The organism is Helicobacter cetorum (assembly GCF_900198405.1).
Lineage (GTDB): Bacteria > Campylobacterota > Campylobacteria > Campylobacterales > Helicobacteraceae > Helicobacter > Helicobacter cetorum_C.
Genome location: NZ_FZMR01000001.1, coordinates 41,767 through 58,070, shown reverse-complemented (window position 1 = coordinate 58,070; position 16,304 = coordinate 41,767). Strand labels below are relative to the sequence as shown.

Sequence of the window (16,304 nt, the reverse complement as noted above, 5' to 3'; positions counted from 1 at the left end):
TTTTTAAATTACTTCGCCTTAATCACACCGATTACGGCAATAGAATCATTGTCTAAAACCTTAACATTTTCATGTTTTTCTAAATCACGCACTAAGATAGATTCATTCACATCTAAAGGGGTTACATCTACCAAATAGCAATCTGGTAAATGCTCTGGGGTGCATTCTACACGCACACGCTTTTTAGAGAGCATTAAAATCCCTTTGTTTTTTAAGCCTACCGGAGTGCCATGATGTTTAACAGGAACTTTAAACTTAGATTTTACACCCTTAGTTACAGCTAGTAAATCCACATGGATAAGCTCGTTGGTTACAGGATTTTTTTGATATTCTTGAACCACGACTTCATAAGTCTTATCCCCTAATTTTACTGGAAAAATCAAATGTTTCTTTTCCTTAAGGTATTTGATGAAAGGGTTTAATTTGAACGCACAGCTGACATTCTCAATCCCCTTACCATAGACATTTGCGATTAGATAGCCATCTCTTTTTAAAGCTTTGGCATTAGCCTTAGTAATACTCTCTCTAATAACGCCTTCTAACATGTTAATCCTTTAAAATTAAAATAAGGGTTTATCCTATCTAAAAAACCCTTAAGAAAACATTTAAAAACTGCTTAAAAGCTTTTCAAAGGATTGTTTGAAGGCGACTAAGCCAACATTAAGAAGTTTTTGAGCGGTATTTTCTAAATCCAAGTTTTCTTTTTTTAATTCTTTTTTAAACACTTCAATTTCTGTCATGCTTATGGGGGTTTGATATTCTGTATTTGGATTGAGTAAATAAGCGTTTAAAGCATCTAAGGGGGCGGTGTTAATAGAGTTTTTAAAGCATAAAGCCTTAACATAGTAATCCTTAGCTAAAGAACTAGATTTAACCCCAGTTGATGCAAAAAGGGTGCTTGTAAGATGATTAGCTTGCTTAGTGATTTCATAATAGCATTCTGTAGCATTCATAATGCCACTTTTTGCTTGTAAATTTTGAGACACAAGAGAGTCTATTTCTTTATCAAATCGTGAGACAAACACGCTAATGACCGCTCTTTTTTGTGCCACTTTAGCTAGTAATTGAGCGATTTGTTGAGCGATTTTTGGCGAAAAGACTAAGGTTACATTGATAGGAATGAGAGCTTTAGCTAAAGATTCTATGACTTCAAAAGAGCTTTCGCTTGCTGGAACTTTTATCATCACATTAGGGCGATTCAGAGTTTTAAATAATCGTTTAGCTTCATCAATGCTTTTTTGTGCACTATCTTCTAAAAAAGGGTCAATTTCTAGGCTAATGTAACCATTATTTGGGTCTTTTTCATATAGGGGCATTAAAGCATTTGAAGCTTGTAAAATATCCTTTAAGGCTAGAGTTTCATAAATTTCTTTAGCTTTTTTACCTTTAAGTTTAGTAATTTCATCTCTATAAAACGCACTTTTAGTAATCGCTTCACAAAATAGGCTTGGATTACTTGTCGCTCCACAAATCGCCCCTTGATTAATAAGCTTTAAAAAATCGTTTTCTAAAAAATCTCTTTCTATAAAATCGCACCACAAACTAAATGCTTGCATGTTTTATCCTTGTTTTAAATTTTGATAATAGTTTTTAACAATTTCTTGGTCGCTAAAAAAAATCGTTTTGTCTTTAAAGATTTGAATACTTTCATCGCCCTTGCCTAGAATCAATAAAACTTCATCATCTTTTAAATTTTCTAGAGCGTTTAAAATGGCTTTTTTTCTATCTGCTTCTACTATAACCTTAGCATGAGCGTTTTTGTCTATGCCTTTTAAAATATCCTTGATAATGTCTTCTTCATTTTCATTTCTTGGATTATCTGAAGTTAAGATAATTTTATGAGCGTAGTAACTTGCCACAGCTCCCATTTTGGGGCGTTTGGTTTTATCCCTATTGCCCCCTGCTCCAAAAAGAGCGACAATTTTTTGGGTTTTAAAGCTTTCAAAGACTTGTTGCATGCCATCTTCTGTGTGGGCAAAATCTATGATGACTAAGGGTTTAGAATGCACTATTTCTAAACGCCCCTTGACCCCATAAAAATTTTCTAATAAAGGCGTAATCGTTTCTAAAGGAAGTTGCGTGAGTAATTTGACCCCTAAAATCCCAGCTAGAATATTATAAAGATTATAACGCCCTAAAAGTGGGGAATAAGCTAATGCATTTTCTATAACCTTAGGTTCTCTTAAATCTTTTTGATAGCATAAGGACACACTAATAGAAGGATTTAAAGAGAAAGCTTGAATGTTTAAATGGGCTTTTTTATCTAGGGCGTAAGTGTGAGCGTTGATAGGATTAAAAAGGGCGTTTTTTTCATCTCTGTTGATAATTTTTAAGCTCTCATCTTTAAAAAAGCTGTTTTTAGTGTCTCTATAATTTTCTATGCTTTTATGGAAATCTAAGTGGTCGCTGGTGATATTAGTGAGAATTTTAAGAGTAAAATCAAGCCCAGCAATGCGATTTTGAGCGATGGCATGCGAGCTTACTTCCATAATGAAGTATTCGCATTCTAAAGACATGGCTATCTCTAAGTTGCTATAGAGTTCTAAAAGAGTAGGGGTGGTTAAGCCTTTTTCTTTAATGCGTTTATCATTGACAAAAAACCCCCTTGTGCCTAAAAGAGCGACCTTTTTATTCAAATCTAAGAGTAAGGAATACATCAAGCTTGCCGTGGTCGTTTTACCATTAGTGCCTGTGATACCTATAATTTTAATCTTAAAATCAAAATAGTTTTTAAGCTCGTTAAAATCTAAAATAGCTAGATTTTTTTCTTCAATTAGATAGGCGTATTTTTCATTTAAGGGGGTTTTGACAAAGAGAGTGTCATTAGGGTCTTTTAAGACTTCGTTAGTGTCATCGCTTAAAAAGGAGTAAGTATGGTTTTTATAAACAAGTGATTTTTTAAGTTTCAAAATTTTACCCCTTTAGTTTTTGATGCAGACATAAATAGGCTAGACATGTTTAAGTGCATCCTTTAAAAGATTGCACAAAAAGGGGTCATAAATACACACTCCATGCAACTCATGCATACCCTCAATGTAGTTAATGGCAAGCTCATAATAACCATGCTGATTTAATAGGCTCAAAAATTGGTAAAAATCTTCTTTATTATCAAAAATGATTCTTGTGCTAAACATTAAATCTTCAAACGCCTCTTTAAACCCACGCTCTTCAAATAAACGCTTAAAATCTGTATATAAAATACCATTAAGCTCCTCGCCCTTTTGACTAGCTTGTGCCTCTAAGGCCTCAGTCATTCTGTTTAGCCCCTCATCAAAAGATGCGATAAGGCTTAAAATTTGCTCTTCGGCTTGGTGTTTGAGACTTCGTTTTTGCATGGTGATAAGATTTTGATACAGCTCATAAAAACTATGCGCCTCTTTAGGAAAATCTAAGGCAATATCGCTCAAAAGCACTCCAATTTTTGCCTTATTATCTTCTTCATCTAAATAGAGTGCCTCGCCAAAAAACCGCAATGCTTTAGAATAATGTCTTTTTCTAAACGCTAAAAATCCGTTTTTAATCAACGCTCGTTTTTTAAATTCATAGTCAAATTTATGCACGCCTAAATCCTTAAAAATCAAACCCCCCTAAATTCTTGTGCATTTTCTAAGCAGATGACTTCTAGTTCTGGGTGAATATCCATTTTGAGTTGTCCTTCCACCACATTTTTCAAAGTCAGCTTACTGCTTGGACAAGATTTACAAGCCCCCTCCAAGATTACATAAACTTTCATGTTCTTTATCCCTACAATCTCTATATTACCTCCATCTCTAATGAGATAGGGGCGGACTTTATCTACAGATACACGCACGGGCCTTTGCAATTCTTCATCGCTAAATACTACCATGATAGCAAATCCTCTTTTAAAATTTGCTCTAAGATACCATATAATGAGCGTTTTTTATCAAATATTATTGAGTAAATAAACATTTTTTTAAGGCATAGTCAAATCGTTTTTTGTTAGAATAGCGTTGGAATTAGATGCCGTTATATCAATCACTCAACTTCAGTAGAGTAAAAGGTTTTTAGCACATTTATGAAAATTAAAGACATCAAAGAGTTTCAAAAAGCCTCCAAGAAACTTCAAAAAGACACTTTAAAAATTGCTTTTGCAGTAGTTTTTCTCATCGGAGTAGCCCTATTGGCACTCATCTTTGGACATGCTAATTCTAAGGGGCTACTATTAGTGTTTGCGGCTGTAGTTGGAGGCTATATGGCAATGAATATTGGTGCTAATGATGTGTCTAATAATGTCGGACCTGCCGTAGGTTCTAAAGCTATTAGTATGGGCGGAGCGATTTTAATTGCTGGAATTTGCGAAATGCTTGGGGCTATTTTAGCTGGTGGGGAAGTGGTCTCTACAATTAAGGGACGCATTGTTTCACCTGAACTTATTAATGACGCACAGATTTTTATTAGAGTGATGTTAGCGAGCATGCTAAGTGGGGCATTATGGTTACATGTAGCAACTTTACTTGGTGCACCGGTTTCTACTACGCACTCTGTAGTTGGAGGAGTGATGGGAGCTGGAATTGCAGCTGCTGGAGTGTCTGTAGTTAATTGGAATTTTTTATTAGGGATTGTAGCTAGTTGGGTTATTTCGCCTGTTATGGGGGGATTAATTGCGATGTTACTTTTGATACTCATGAAAAAAACCATTGCTTATAAGGAAGATAAAAAGAGTGCAGCTCTGAAAGTTGTGCCTTATTTAGTCGCATTGATGAGCCTAGCTTTTAGCTGGTATTTAATGCTGAAAGTGTTAGAACATTTTTATCAAATTGGTTGGGTGTATCAGCTTTTAGGAGGAACTATTATTGCCTTATTAGTTTTTGTGGTTTTTAAAAGCTATGCACTCAAAAAAGCCTCATTGATAGAAAATAGCCATGAGAGTATTAACGAGCTTTTTAATATTCCTTTAATTTTTGCAGCCGCGCTTTTAAGCTTTGCCCATGGGGCTAATGATGTGGCCAATGCTATAGGACCTTTAGCGGCTATTAGTCAAACTTTGGGTAATTCTATGAGTTCTTTAGAAAGTGCTTTAAGCTCTGTGCCACTATGGATTATGGTAGTAGGGGGGGCTGGAATTGCTCTAGGCTTAAGCTTGTATGGGCCAAAGCTCATTAAAACGGTAGGTTCTGAAATCACAGAGTTAGATAAAATGCAAGCTTTTTGTATCGCACTCTCTGCGGTTATTACCGTGCTTTTAGCATCTCAGCTAGGCTTGCCGGTAAGCTCTACTCATATTGTCATTGGAGCGGTATTTGGAGTAGGATTTTTAAGGGAGCATTTAAGACGGCGTTTCTATAAAATAAGAGATAGCATTGTTTCAGCGCATTTTGGGGAAGATTTAGAAGAAATTGAGGGGTTTTTAAACCGCTTTGATAAGGCTAGTTTGAAGGAAAAATCACTCATGCTTGAAAGTTTGAAGAAGAATAAAAAGACCGCCTTAGCCCTAGAACTAAAAAAGAAAGAAAAAAAATCGCTTAAAAAAGTCTATAAAGAAGAAGTGATTAAACGCTCTGTTTTAAAAAAGATAATCACAGCTTGGATAGTAACTGTGCCTGTTTCAGCACTTTTAGGAGCGAGTCTTTTTGTAGCCCTTATATTTGTAGAGAGATTTTTTTAGGGTTTTAAAAAAGCTTTATCTTTTAAAACATTCGCTCAATCAAAAGTTAAAAGTATCTTTAAAGTTAGGCTTAGTCTTTTATGTTAAAATTCTAGCATTTTATATTATTTTTGAGATTTTAAGATTATAGATTATAGGAGTGGGAGCGTTAAGGAGTTTATTTGGACACATCTGAGTCGATTCTGATGTTGGTGTCTGCCTTTTTATTGGTGTTGTTAAATGCGTTTTTTGTGCTTTCGGAGTTTGCGATTGTAAAAGTGCGTAAATCCCGTTTAGAGGAGCTAGTCAAAGCGGGCAATTCAAATGCCTTGCTTGCTTTGGATATGAGCAAACGGCTAGACACTTATTTGAGTGCGACACAATTAGGGGTAACGCTTTCTTCACTAGCTTTAGGTTGGGTAGGAGAGCCTGCTATTGCTAAGTTATTGGAGGCGATTTTAGGGCGAATTGATATAGGAAATAATCCTATTTTTATCCATTCTTTGAGCGTTGGTGTAGCGTTTTTAAGCATCACTTTTTTGCATGTGGTTTTGGGCGAGATTGTGCCAAAGTCTTTAGCCATTGCTAAATCTGAAAAAGCAGTTCTTTTTGTCGCTCGCCCTTTGCATGTGTTTTGGATATTGTTTTATCCTATTGTGCGTTTGTTTGATGTGATTGCTCATTTCTTCCTAAGAAAAATGGGAGTTGACCCTTTTAAAGAACATGAAAACATGCACTCTGAGGAGGAACTCAAAATCATTGTAGGCGAGAGTTTAAGAGGAGGCATAATTGATTCGGTTGAGGGTGAGATTATCAAAAATGCCGTAGATTTTTCTGATACTAGCGCTAAAGAGATTATGACGCCACGAAAAGATATGGTGTGCTTAGATGAAGAAAACAGCTATGAAGAAAACATAGATATTGTTTTGCAAAGCCGATTTACTCGCTATCCTTATTGTAAAGGTTCTAAGGATAATGTAATTGGCATGGTGCATATTAGAGATTTATTGTCTCGCTCTATTTTTACACCAGAATTGCATGATTTTAAGCAATTGGTTAGAAAGATGATCATTGTTCCAGAAAGTGCGTCTATTTCTCAAATTCTTATTAAAATGAATAAGGAGCAAATCCATACCGCCTTAGTCATTGATGAATATGGTGGCACAGCAGGGCTACTCACTATGGAAGATATTATTGAAGAGATTATGGGGGATATTAGCGATGAATACGATTTAAAGCAAGAGGGTGTAAGCAGGCTTGAAGAGGGTAAGTTTGAACTAGATGGCATGCTAGATTTAGAGAGCGTAGAAGAAGTGCTTGAAATTAAGTTTGATAAAGAATGCGAACAAGTAACTTTGGGGGGGTATATTTTTAGTCTTTTAGAACGCATGCCTATAGAGGGAGATACGATTGTTTCACATGGGTATTTATTTGAAGTGTTGAGCGTAGAAGGGGCAAGGATAAAACGCTTGAAAGCAACTAAGCAAGATTAAGGAAGTTGGTGATGAAAAGAGTAAAAAGATTTTTAGGAATAACTTTGGGGCTTGCAGTTTGTCTGAACGCTCTTGAAGAGACCAATGCCATGCCAGAAAACACCTCACAAGCTCTTCAAAAAACACAAATGCAAGATAAAACACAAGAAGATAGTATTTCTCAAGCGTTTTCTTCTTCTCAAAACTCACATTCCAAATTAAGCCTTATTGATACGCAAAAACCTCCACTAACTGACCCAAACGCTCAAAGGATTTCTTTAATGCAAGCATGGGATAGAGTGCTTTCTAGTCATGAGGGCTTGCATGCAAAAGAATATGAAATCAAGCGTGCAAGCAAACTAAAGACAGCAGCCAAACTCTCTTTTTTACCTCAAATTGATTTGAGTGCTTTTTATGTGTATCTTTCTAACCCTATTAAAATGGATTTTGCCAATCAAAAGCAAGCGGGTGTTCAAAAAGCTATGGGGCAAATCCATCAAGGCACACAAGGCATTCAGCACACACTCTCTCCTATGATGCAACATATGCCTCCTCAAATGCAAGCTGGTTTGCAGGCTGGCACTCAAAGCATTATGCAAGGTTTTGGAGGATTAGCTAATACTTTAGGAGCGCCTTTATTGTATTCTAGACAGAATGTCGTTATTGGGGCTTTAAGCATTGTCTATCCCATTTATATGGGCGGGGCAAGATTTACTATGGTGCATATGGCAGATTTAATGCAAAAAGACGCCAAAGAGGGCTATCGCTTGCGTAAGCTCTCAACCTTTCAAGAATTAGTGAGCGTGTATTATGGCATGGCGTTAAACACTGAAGTGGCAGAGGTTTTAGAGGGGATTGAGGCAGGACATTATAAGCATTTTCAAAACGCTTTAAAAATGCAAAAAGCCGGACAAATTGCACGAGTAGAGACTTTAGGTGCACAAGTGGCTTATGATAAAGCTCATATTGCTAGCGCTAGAGCTAAAGACACTTTGGATATTTCGCAATTAGCTTTTAATTCTATTTTGTCTAGCAAAGAAAATACTTTGCCCTTAAAAGGCTTGGCAATTGCAGACAAGCCTTTGCCTGATTTGAGCTTTTTTGTCCATGATACACTCATTGCATATCCAGCCCTAAGAAGTTTAGCCAATCATGTAGAAATTGCCAAAGACAATACTAAATTACAAGTGGCTAAATTTTTACCCCAATTCACTTTTTTTGGCTCATATATTATGAAACAAAATAATTCGGTATTTGAAGATATGATTCCTAATTGGTTTGTGGGCGTAGCGGGGCGTTTGCCTATCCTTTCGCCATTAGGGCGTATCCAAAAGTATCAAGCGAGCAAGTTAGGCGAATTACAAGTTTCAAGCCAACAAGCTCAAGCCAAAAAAGATATGGAATTATTGGTGAGTAAAACTTACAAAGAAACCCTTTCTTTTTTGAAAGAATACAAGAGCTTGATTTCTAGTATAGAGTTGGCTAAAGAAAATCTAAAACTTCAAGAGCAAGCTTTCGCACAAGGTCTAAGCACTAACGCTCAAGTTATTGATGCGAGAAACACGCTTGCCTCTATTATGGTGGAACAAAAAAGCGTGGCTTATAGATACATTGTTTCGTTAGCTAGCCTAATGGTTTTAAGCGACCATATTGACATGTTTTATGAATATGTTTATTAGAGTATTTTAAGGAAAATCCATGTTTGAAAAAAAAGTTGAAAAAAAGAAAGCGATTTTACTAGGAGTTTTAGGGGGAATTGTTGTTTTATTAGTGGTGCTTTTTTATTTGGCTTATCGCCCTAAAGGAGAGGTTTTACAAGGATTTTTGGAGGCTAGGGAATATAGCGTAAGCTCTAAAGTGCCCGGGCGTATTGATGAAGTTTTTGTTAAAAAAGGCGATAGAATTAAAAAAGGCGATTTAGCTTTTAGTATTTCTAGCCCTGAATTAGAGGCTAAACTCGCTCAAGCTGAGGCAGGACACAAAGCTGCAAAAGCACTCAGTGATGAAGTGAAAAAGGGGGCAAGAGATGAGACCATTAATTCTGCTAGAGATATTTGGCAAGCGGCTAAATCTCAAGCAACTTTAGCTGAAGAGACTTATAAACGCATTCAAGATTTATATGATAGTGGCGTAGCTAGTTTGCAAAAAAGAGATGAGGCTTATGCGGCTTATAAAAGCACTAAATACAATGAAAGCGCGGCCTATCAAAAGTATAAAATGGCGTTAGAAGGAGCGAGTAAAGAGAGTAAAATTGCTGCTAAGGCTAAAGAGAGTGCGGCTTTAGGGCAAGTCAATGAAGTAGAATCCTATCTAAAAGATATTAAGGCTTACGCACCAATTGATGGGGAAGTAAGCAATGTATTGTTATTTAGTGGCGAGCTTAGCCCTAAGGGCTTTCCTGTGGTCTTAATGATAGATTTAAAAGATAAGTGGTTAAAAATTAGCGTGCCTGAGAAGTATTTGAGCGATTTTGAAGTGGGTAAGGAATTTGAAGGTTATATTCCAGCGTTAAAAAAGAAAGCTAAATTTAGAGTTAAATATTTGAGCGTTATGGGGGATTTTGCCACTTGGAAAGCCACTAATAATTCAAGTAGCTATGATATGAAAAGTTATGAAGTGGAGGCCACACCTTTAGAAGAGCTAGAGGGGTTTAGAGTAGGAATGAGCGTGCTTGTAACGCTTAAGCCTTAAAAAGGATTTTCTTTTGTTTAGGCAAGCTTATTTATGGGTCTTGCAAGACAAGTTTTTATTGGTAGTGTGTTTGGTATTGCCTATTTTCTTGGGCGTTTTAGCCAAGCAAATTTTTATCCAAGAAATCCCTAGAAAACTCCCTATTGTAGTGGTGGATTTAGATAAAACCACTACAAGCAATCAAGTGATTTTTGAGCTTAATGCTACAAGTGCGATTGTTATCAAACACCATGTGCCAAGTCTCAAAGAGGCCAAGCGGTTCTTAAACTCTGCAGAAGTGTATGGGGCATTAGTTTTGCCTAAAGATTTAGAGAGACAGATTAAAATGGGGCGTAATATTGATTTACCCTTTTACTATAACGCTGAATATGTGCTTGTTGGAAAAACCCTCAAAAGTGCTTTTTTACAAACAGCTCTCACTTTAGATGCAAAGTCATTAGCTACTAAAGCCTTAGTAAGAGATGCGAATTTAGATTTAGCTAGAGCACAAGCTTTGCCTATTATCACTAAAATGCATGCTTTGTATAATGAAAATAGCAATTATGCACAATACCTTTTAAGCGTGATGTTGCCTTGTATGTGGCAAATTCTTGTGGCAGTTGGTATGCTCAATTTGATTCAGAAAGCCTCAAATATGCGAGAGTTTTTATTGAGTATTGGAACGAATGTGTTTGTGTTTAGCGTTTGGGGGGTAGCTATGGCATTATATTTTAATCTTATAGGAATGCAAGGCAATTATAAGCATTCGTTATTGGTGGTTTTAGCTATAGTATTGATGACTTTAGTGATGAGTGGTTTTGTAGTGCTAGTTTATGTGGTGCTTAAAGATGTGATTAAAGTTGCAAGCGTTGTAGCTGGTTATACAGCACCAAGCTTGGCATTTGCTGGAGTTACTTACCCACAAAACAACATGGAAATGGCAGGGAATTTTTGGAGTCATTTTTTGCCAATCAGCCATTTTATGAAGTTTTTCTTGCAAGAGGCGTATTATAAGCCTAGCTTAATGCAATCTTTAAGTTCTATGGCACACCTTGCCCCTTTTTTAGCGTTTTTATTTTTAGGCGTTTTTTTATTCGCCAAATCTTTAAAAAAACACTCTCAAAAAGGCTAAGATTATGAATTTTTTGAGTTTATTATTGAGAGAATTTAAGGCATTTTTACTTCATAGGGGGGTTTTATTTGTTGTGATAGGGGGGCCTATTATGTATGGCTTGCTGTATCCTTTGCCTTATTTAAACGATGTAGTAACCCATCAAAAAATCGCCCTTGTAGATGAAGACAACACTATTTCGTCTCGCAAACTTGCTTTTATGGTTCAAAGCTCTAACGCTTTAAGGATTGCTTATAAAAGCCCCTCTATGCTAGAGGCTAAGAAACTTTTAAAAGAAGAAAAGGTGCATGGGATTTTACATATTCCTTATCATTTTGAGACTGATATTTATAAGCAAGTGCCTATGGTAGTAGATTTCTATGCTAATGCAAATTATTTTTTGATTTATGGAACTTTAGCCACCGCAGTCATTGAAAGTATTAACGCCTTTAATGATGAAATCAAATTCAAACGCAACGCCCAAAGAGAAGAGGCTAAACTAGAGACTAACATTGTAGGGATTAAACCCATTGCTTTATATAATCCTAGCGAAGGCTATTTAAATTACGCTCTTTCTAGCGTGTTTGTTTTTATCCTGCATCAAGTCATGCTCATAGGAGCGAGCATGCTCACAAGTGCGAGGCGTTTAGAAACCCTATCTTTTAGTAAAAAGCAAATCGCTCTTGTTTTAATGGCAAGGCTTTTAATGTTTATGACCATTCTTAGCGTGTTTGTCATGCTGTATTTTGGAGTGCTTTTCCCTATTCATGGGATTGAACGGCATGCAAGTGCTTTGGTGGTGTTTTCTAATAGCTTGGTGTTTGTGCTTTCAACGCTGTCTTTAGGTATTTTTCTAGGCACTTGGATTAAAAACCCCGCACACACCACTCAAATTATTTTGATTTCTTCTTTGCCCTTGATTTTTATGATGGGCTTTGTGTGGCCTTTTGAGTCTTTGCCCTCTTACTTGCAAGGCTTTGCTCAACTAGTGCCAGCTTATCATGGCATTAGCTTATTAGTGCGATTGAATCAAATGCATGCGGAATTTATAGATGTGGCAAGCCATTTTTATGCGCTTTTAGGTATTTTGGCAGTGAGTTTTATTCTTAGTGTGTATAAGCTTAGTTCTTTAAGCGTAACAAAAAGGTAAGCATGCGAACGCTTGAAACAACTATTACCTCCAAACACCAAGTTAAAGCCTCTCGTTTTTTAGGCTATCTTGTGCCTTTTAGTGTTTTTGAAAAAACCCTTTTTGATTTAAAAAAAGAGCATTTTAAGGCTACACATTTTGTAACGGCATTTCGCTATCAATTAGAGGGCAAAATTACAGAGGGTTTTAGCGATGATGGCGAGCCAAAGGGGAGTTCAGCTATGCCGATGTTAAATGTGTTAAGGCGAGAAAATTTAATGGATATAGGTATCATAAGCGTGCGTTATTTTGGAGGCACGCTTTTAGGGGTAGGGGGTTTGATGAAAGCTTATGCTAATAGTGTGTTATTATGCGTAGAAAACGCTAAGCAAGCAAACGCATTCAAGGATTTTATAGAGTTAGAAACCCATGCTTGTTTTTATCCTTATGCGCAATTAGATTATATTCAGCGTGAAGTTAAGAAATTTAGCCTACAATTAAATAAAAAGAATTTTCAAGCCCATGGTGTGGAAGTAGAAATTAGTGGTTCAAGAGAAAAGTTACAAGCATTTTTAGAGCAAATCAAAGATTATTAGGGAGAGTTTATGGGGTTTTTAAGCGAATATTTTTTATGGATTAAAGCTTTTCACATTATAGCACTCATTTCTTGGATGGCGATGTTGTTTTACTTGCCAAGACTCTTTGTCTATCATGCAGAAAACGCCCATACAAAAGAGTTTGTTGAAATAGTGAAAGTGCAAGAAAAAAAGCTTTATACTTTTATAGGTTCGCCTGCTATGGGTTTTACGCTGATTACAGGCATTTTAATGTTGTTAGCAAATCCGGGGTTTCTAAAAAGTGGGGGTTGGTTGCATGCTAAATTACTATTAGTGGCTTTGCTTTTAATCTATCATTTTTATTGTAAGAAATGCATGCGTGAGTTAGAAAAAGACCCCACAAAAAGGAGTGGGAAATTTTATCGTGCGTTTAATGAAGTGCCTACAATCTTACTGATAGGTATTGTGATTTTAGTGGTTATCAAGCCTTTTTAAAGATAAGACAATGAGCGAAAAAAATTTAAAACAAGAAAAAATTATCAGCATGTTTGATGATATAGCAAACTCTTATGACCAAGCGAATCGTTTGATTAGCTTTGGCTTAGATGTGAAGTGGCGAGAGAACGCTTGCAATGAAGTGTTTTTGATGTTAGAAAACAAACAATCTTTAGTGCTTGTAGATGTGGCTTGTGGGACAGGCGATATGCTAATAGCATGGCAAGAAGTAGGCTCAAAACACCAAGTAAGTTTTCAAAAATGTATAGGGATTGACCCCGCAAATAATATGCTAGAAATCGCTAAAAAGAAGCTTGAAAATAAGGCTGAGTTTATTCAAGCAGAGGCTAAAAATTTAAAAGGTGTTGAGAGTAGTAGCGTGGATATTCTCTCTATTTCGTATGGTTTGCGTAATGTAATAGAGCGAGAGGAGGCCTTAAAAGAGTTTGAGCGTATCTTAAAGCCTCAGGGTATTTTAGTGATTTTAGAATTTTTAAAAAAGGATAACCCTAGCTTTTTAGATAGAATTTCAGGTTTTTATACCAATAAAGTATTGCCAATAGTAGGGGGAGCAGTGAGTAAAAACTATGAGGCTTATTCTTACTTGCCTAAATCTATTGAAGGGTTTTTGAGTTTGGAAAGTTTGAAAACAGAGTTAAAGAGCGTGGGACTTGATGTATTAAAAACGCAAGGCTCATTAGGGGAAGTCTCTACCATGCTCTTAGCACAAAAAAATCTTAAAGAAAAGGGAGCTTAAAGGTATGGATAAAAATTTGTTTGAAGAGCAAAAAAGCCCTAAGCGTAAGAGTGCGTCTAAAAACAAGAGTTTTGAAGAGCATGTAAAAACGCTAGAGCAAATTATGGAACGCTTAAATGGGTCTGATTTATCCTTAAAAGAGGGCATGGAGCTATACCAACAAGGCATGCAAGAATTAAAGCTCGCTCAAAAGCTTTTAGAGGACGCTCATTTAGAATATGAAAAATTCCAACAGCTTGATTAAAAGGGGGTTAAAAAAATAATGGCACAAGTGGTAGCGTTGCAATTAGAAGATTTTAAAGAAAATTTAGTGGAAGTTTCTTTAAAATCTTTGCCAAAGTCTAGCGTAGTTGTCTTGCCTGAATATGTGATTAATCCCTTTTTTCACCATAACATGGCATTAGAATTTAGTGAAATCCATGCGCAATCTATGCGAGCGATAACGCATTTAGAGAATTGTGCTAAAGAAAAAGATTTGATTATTTCAGCTCCAGTGTTATTAGAAAAAGACCATAAGATTTATAAAAAAATCGCTCTAATTTCTAAAAATAGCATAAAATATTATGAGCAACAACGCTTGATTCCTTATTCGCATTGGGACGAAGAAAGTTTTTTTGACAATGAAAAAAGCGATTTTAAAGAGTTATTGGTATTTGAAAAAGAGGGCTTAAGGTTTGCCCCCATGTTTGGCTTTGAAGCTCATTTTGATGAAATATGGGTTCAGGCTAAAAAACAAGGTGTAGATGTAGTGCTTTTAAGCAGTGTAGCAACTTTTGAATCCAATGAAAGATGGAGAGATTTATGCAAAATGCGTGCCTTTTGTGCGTCTTGCATGATTGTGAGGGCTAATAGAATAGGAGCTTATCAACAAGTGGTGCAAAAACAAGATGAAAAAAGCACTTATTTATGGAAATTTTATGGCGATAGTTTCATTGCCTTGCCTGATGGGAGTATTGAAAATTCCTTACAAGGCAAAATGAACATGCTTAGCACGCAAGTAGATAAGCACTATATAAGGGAATGGGCTAAAACTTGGAGTTTTAGAGAGATAAACTAAAAGGGGTTAATGTGATTGATAAAAAACTTTTATTGCAAGATTTTGATAAAGTGGCTCAAGCGTTAGAGTGGCGTAATATTGATAAAGATACGCTAACTTTTTGGCGTGAAAAAATCGTGTTTTATAAAAAGCAGTTACTAGAATTAGAAAGCTTGCAAGCCTTTCAAAACAAGGTGTCTAAAGAATTTGGTATCAAAATGGCTCAAAAGGAAGATGTGAGCGAACTAAAAAAAGAGCTAGAAAATAATAAAATAAAATTAAACGCTCTTTCTAAAGTGGTTAATGAGCTAGAAAACGAAATTGATGAATGGCTTATTAGAGTGCCTAATCTTTTAGATGAAAAAACCCCTTTGGGCAAAAACGAAGAAGATAATGTAGAAATCAAAAAAATCTTAACCCCAAGAAATTTTGATTTTAAGCCTAAAGAGCATTTTGAGTTAGCTCAAAATAATGGCTGGATTGATTTTGAAAGTGGCGTGAAATTAGCCAAAAGCCGTTTTTCTGTAGTAAGGGGCTTTGGGGCTAGAGTCTATAAGGCACTCATTAACTTAATGTTAGATTTCAATGAAAAAAATGGCTTTGAAGTTGTCTATACACCGGCTTTAGTGAATGAAAACATGCTTTTTGGAACCGGGCAATTACCCAAATTTAAAGAAGATGTTTTTAAAATAGAAAATGAAAATTTGTATTTAATCCCCACTTCTGAAGTAACGCTCACTAATTTATATAACGACACCATAATTGAATCTGAAAAACTTCCTATTAAAATGACCGCTCATACGCCTTGCTTTAGAAGTGAAGCAGGCAGTGCTGGAAGAGATACAAGGGGCATGATTAGACAACATCAATTTGATAAAGTGGAGTTAGTAGCGCTCACGCGCCCTAAAGAGAGCGATACAATGCAAGAGTATATGCTAGAGAGTGCGAGTGAAATTTTAAAAGCTTTGGAATTACCGCATAGATTTGTGCAATTATGCAGCGCTGATTTGGGCTTTAGTGCGAGTAACACTATAGATATTGAAGTGTGGTTACCCGGACAAAATTGCTACAGAGAGATTAGCTCTGTGTCTAACACAAGAGATTTTCAAGCTAGGCGAGCCAAAATTCGTTTTAAAGAAAACAAAAAAAATCAATTAGTCCATACTTTAAATGGTTCTTCTTTAGCGGTAGGTAGGACTATGGTCGCTTTAATGGAAAACCACCAGCTTGCCGATGGAAGCATTAGCATTCCTAAGGCATTAGAAAAATATCTTTAAGGCTAGTTTGTGCTAAATGAAGAGCAAAATCCACAAGCCCTAGAAGAGACTCCCTTAGAGACAGAAGAAAATAAAGCAGAAACAGAATCTTCTAGTTTAAGTTCAACTGACTCTAAAATTCCTCCTTTTAAGCAAGCCCTTAAGCAGACTTTAGACAAATTAAAAAACCCCAAAGAACTTTTTAAAAACCTCATC

17 protein-coding genes are annotated in these 16,304 nt (G+C 36.1%); 12 read left to right on the top strand and 5 right to left on the bottom strand.

Annotated features, from left to right (window positions below; genetic code table 11):
* Positions 1-8: 8 nt before the first annotated feature.
* The 5 genes from C6H25_RS00300 to C6H25_RS00280 are packed head-to-tail and all read right to left on the bottom strand — an operon-like array spanning position 9 to position 3,847.
* Positions 9-545, bottom strand: a complete 537-nt coding sequence (locus tag C6H25_RS00300; protein ID WP_104747493.1) for a 50S ribosomal protein L25/general stress protein Ctc — start codon at positions 543-545, stop codon at positions 9-11.
* A gap of 60 nt (positions 546-605) precedes the next feature.
* Positions 606-1,556 carry a transaldolase gene (locus C6H25_RS00295; RefSeq protein ID WP_104747492.1) on the bottom strand — a complete coding sequence of 317 codons (951 nt, stop codon included), beginning with the start codon at positions 1,554-1,556 and terminating at the stop codon, positions 606-608.
* A 3-nt stretch (positions 1,557-1,559) separates the two neighbouring features.
* Positions 1,560-2,909 carry a UDP-N-acetylmuramoyl-L-alanyl-D-glutamate--2,6-diaminopimelate ligase gene (locus C6H25_RS00290; protein ID WP_104747491.1) on the bottom strand — a complete coding sequence of 450 codons (1,350 nt, stop codon included), beginning with the start codon at positions 2,907-2,909 and terminating at the stop codon, positions 1,560-1,562.
* Between the two features lie 39 nt (positions 2,910-2,948).
* Positions 2,949-3,560, bottom strand: coding sequence for a histidine kinase (locus tag C6H25_RS00285; RefSeq protein WP_104747539.1), 612 nt, complete (start codon positions 3,558-3,560; stop codon positions 2,949-2,951).
* Between the two features lie 17 nt (positions 3,561-3,577).
* Positions 3,578-3,847: a NifU family protein gene (locus C6H25_RS00280; RefSeq protein WP_104747490.1), complete on the bottom strand. Its 270-nt coding sequence runs from the start codon at positions 3,845-3,847 to the stop codon at positions 3,578-3,580.
* A gap of 189 nt (positions 3,848-4,036) precedes the next feature.
* Here C6H25_RS00280 and C6H25_RS00275 point away from each other — a divergent pair, with 189 nt between their 5' ends.
* The 12 genes from C6H25_RS00275 to serS all read left to right on the top strand — a co-directional run bounded on the left by C6H25_RS00275 (position 4,037) and on the right by serS (position 16,109).
* Complete coding sequence (locus tag C6H25_RS00275) at positions 4,037-5,626, top strand: inorganic phosphate transporter (RefSeq protein ID WP_104747489.1); 1,590 nt, start codon at positions 4,037-4,039, stop codon at positions 5,624-5,626.
* A 185-nt stretch (positions 5,627-5,811) separates the two neighbouring features.
* Positions 5,812-7,098: a hemolysin family protein gene (locus tag C6H25_RS00270; protein ID WP_104747488.1), complete on the top strand. Its 1,287-nt coding sequence runs from the start codon at positions 5,812-5,814 to the stop codon at positions 7,096-7,098.
* An 11-nt stretch (positions 7,099-7,109) separates the two neighbouring features.
* A complete protein-coding gene (locus C6H25_RS00265; protein WP_324761416.1) occupies positions 7,110-8,756 on the top strand; it encodes a TolC family protein in 1,647 nt (548 codons plus the stop codon).
* A 19-nt stretch (positions 8,757-8,775) separates the two neighbouring features.
* On the top strand, positions 8,776-9,768 hold the full coding sequence (locus tag C6H25_RS00260) for an HlyD family secretion protein (RefSeq protein ID WP_104747487.1): 993 nt from the start codon (positions 8,776-8,778) through the stop codon (positions 9,766-9,768).
* A 13-nt stretch (positions 9,769-9,781) separates the two neighbouring features.
* The gene (locus C6H25_RS00255) at positions 9,782-10,879 is read left to right on the top strand and encodes an ABC transporter permease (protein WP_104747486.1); all 1,098 of its coding nucleotides are present in this window, start codon (positions 9,782-9,784) and stop codon (positions 10,877-10,879) included.
* Positions 10,880-10,883: 4 nt separating this feature from the next.
* Positions 10,884-12,008: an ABC transporter permease gene (locus C6H25_RS00250; protein ID WP_104747485.1), complete on the top strand. Its 1,125-nt coding sequence runs from the start codon at positions 10,884-10,886 to the stop codon at positions 12,006-12,008.
* Positions 12,009-12,010: 2 nt separating this feature from the next.
* A complete protein-coding gene (locus tag C6H25_RS00245) occupies positions 12,011-12,583 on the top strand; it encodes a YigZ family protein (RefSeq protein WP_104747484.1) in 573 nt (190 codons plus the stop codon).
* Positions 12,584-12,592: 9 nt separating this feature from the next.
* The gene (gene hemJ / locus C6H25_RS00240; RefSeq protein ID WP_104747483.1) at positions 12,593-13,039 is read left to right on the top strand and encodes a protoporphyrinogen oxidase HemJ; all 447 of its coding nucleotides are present in this window, start codon (positions 12,593-12,595) and stop codon (positions 13,037-13,039) included.
* Positions 13,040-13,049: 10 nt separating this feature from the next.
* Entirely contained in the window at positions 13,050-13,796 is a 747-nt protein-coding gene (gene ubiE / locus C6H25_RS00235; RefSeq protein ID WP_104747482.1) for a bifunctional demethylmenaquinone methyltransferase/2-methoxy-6-polyprenyl-1,4-benzoquinol methylase UbiE, read from the top strand.
* 4 nt (positions 13,797-13,800) lie between these two features.
* Positions 13,801-14,040 (top strand): exodeoxyribonuclease VII small subunit, encoded by a 240-nt coding sequence (gene xseB, locus C6H25_RS00230; protein WP_104747481.1) that lies wholly within the window; start codon positions 13,801-13,803, stop codon positions 14,038-14,040.
* Positions 14,041-14,058: 18 nt separating this feature from the next.
* Positions 14,059-14,853, top strand: a complete 795-nt coding sequence (locus C6H25_RS00225) for a carbon-nitrogen hydrolase family protein (RefSeq protein ID WP_104747480.1) — start codon at positions 14,059-14,061, stop codon at positions 14,851-14,853.
* An 11-nt stretch (positions 14,854-14,864) separates the two neighbouring features.
* On the top strand, positions 14,865-16,109 hold the full coding sequence (gene serS, locus C6H25_RS00220) for a serine--tRNA ligase (RefSeq protein WP_104747479.1): 1,245 nt from the start codon (positions 14,865-14,867) through the stop codon (positions 16,107-16,109).
* Positions 16,110-16,304 lie beyond the last annotated feature (195 nt).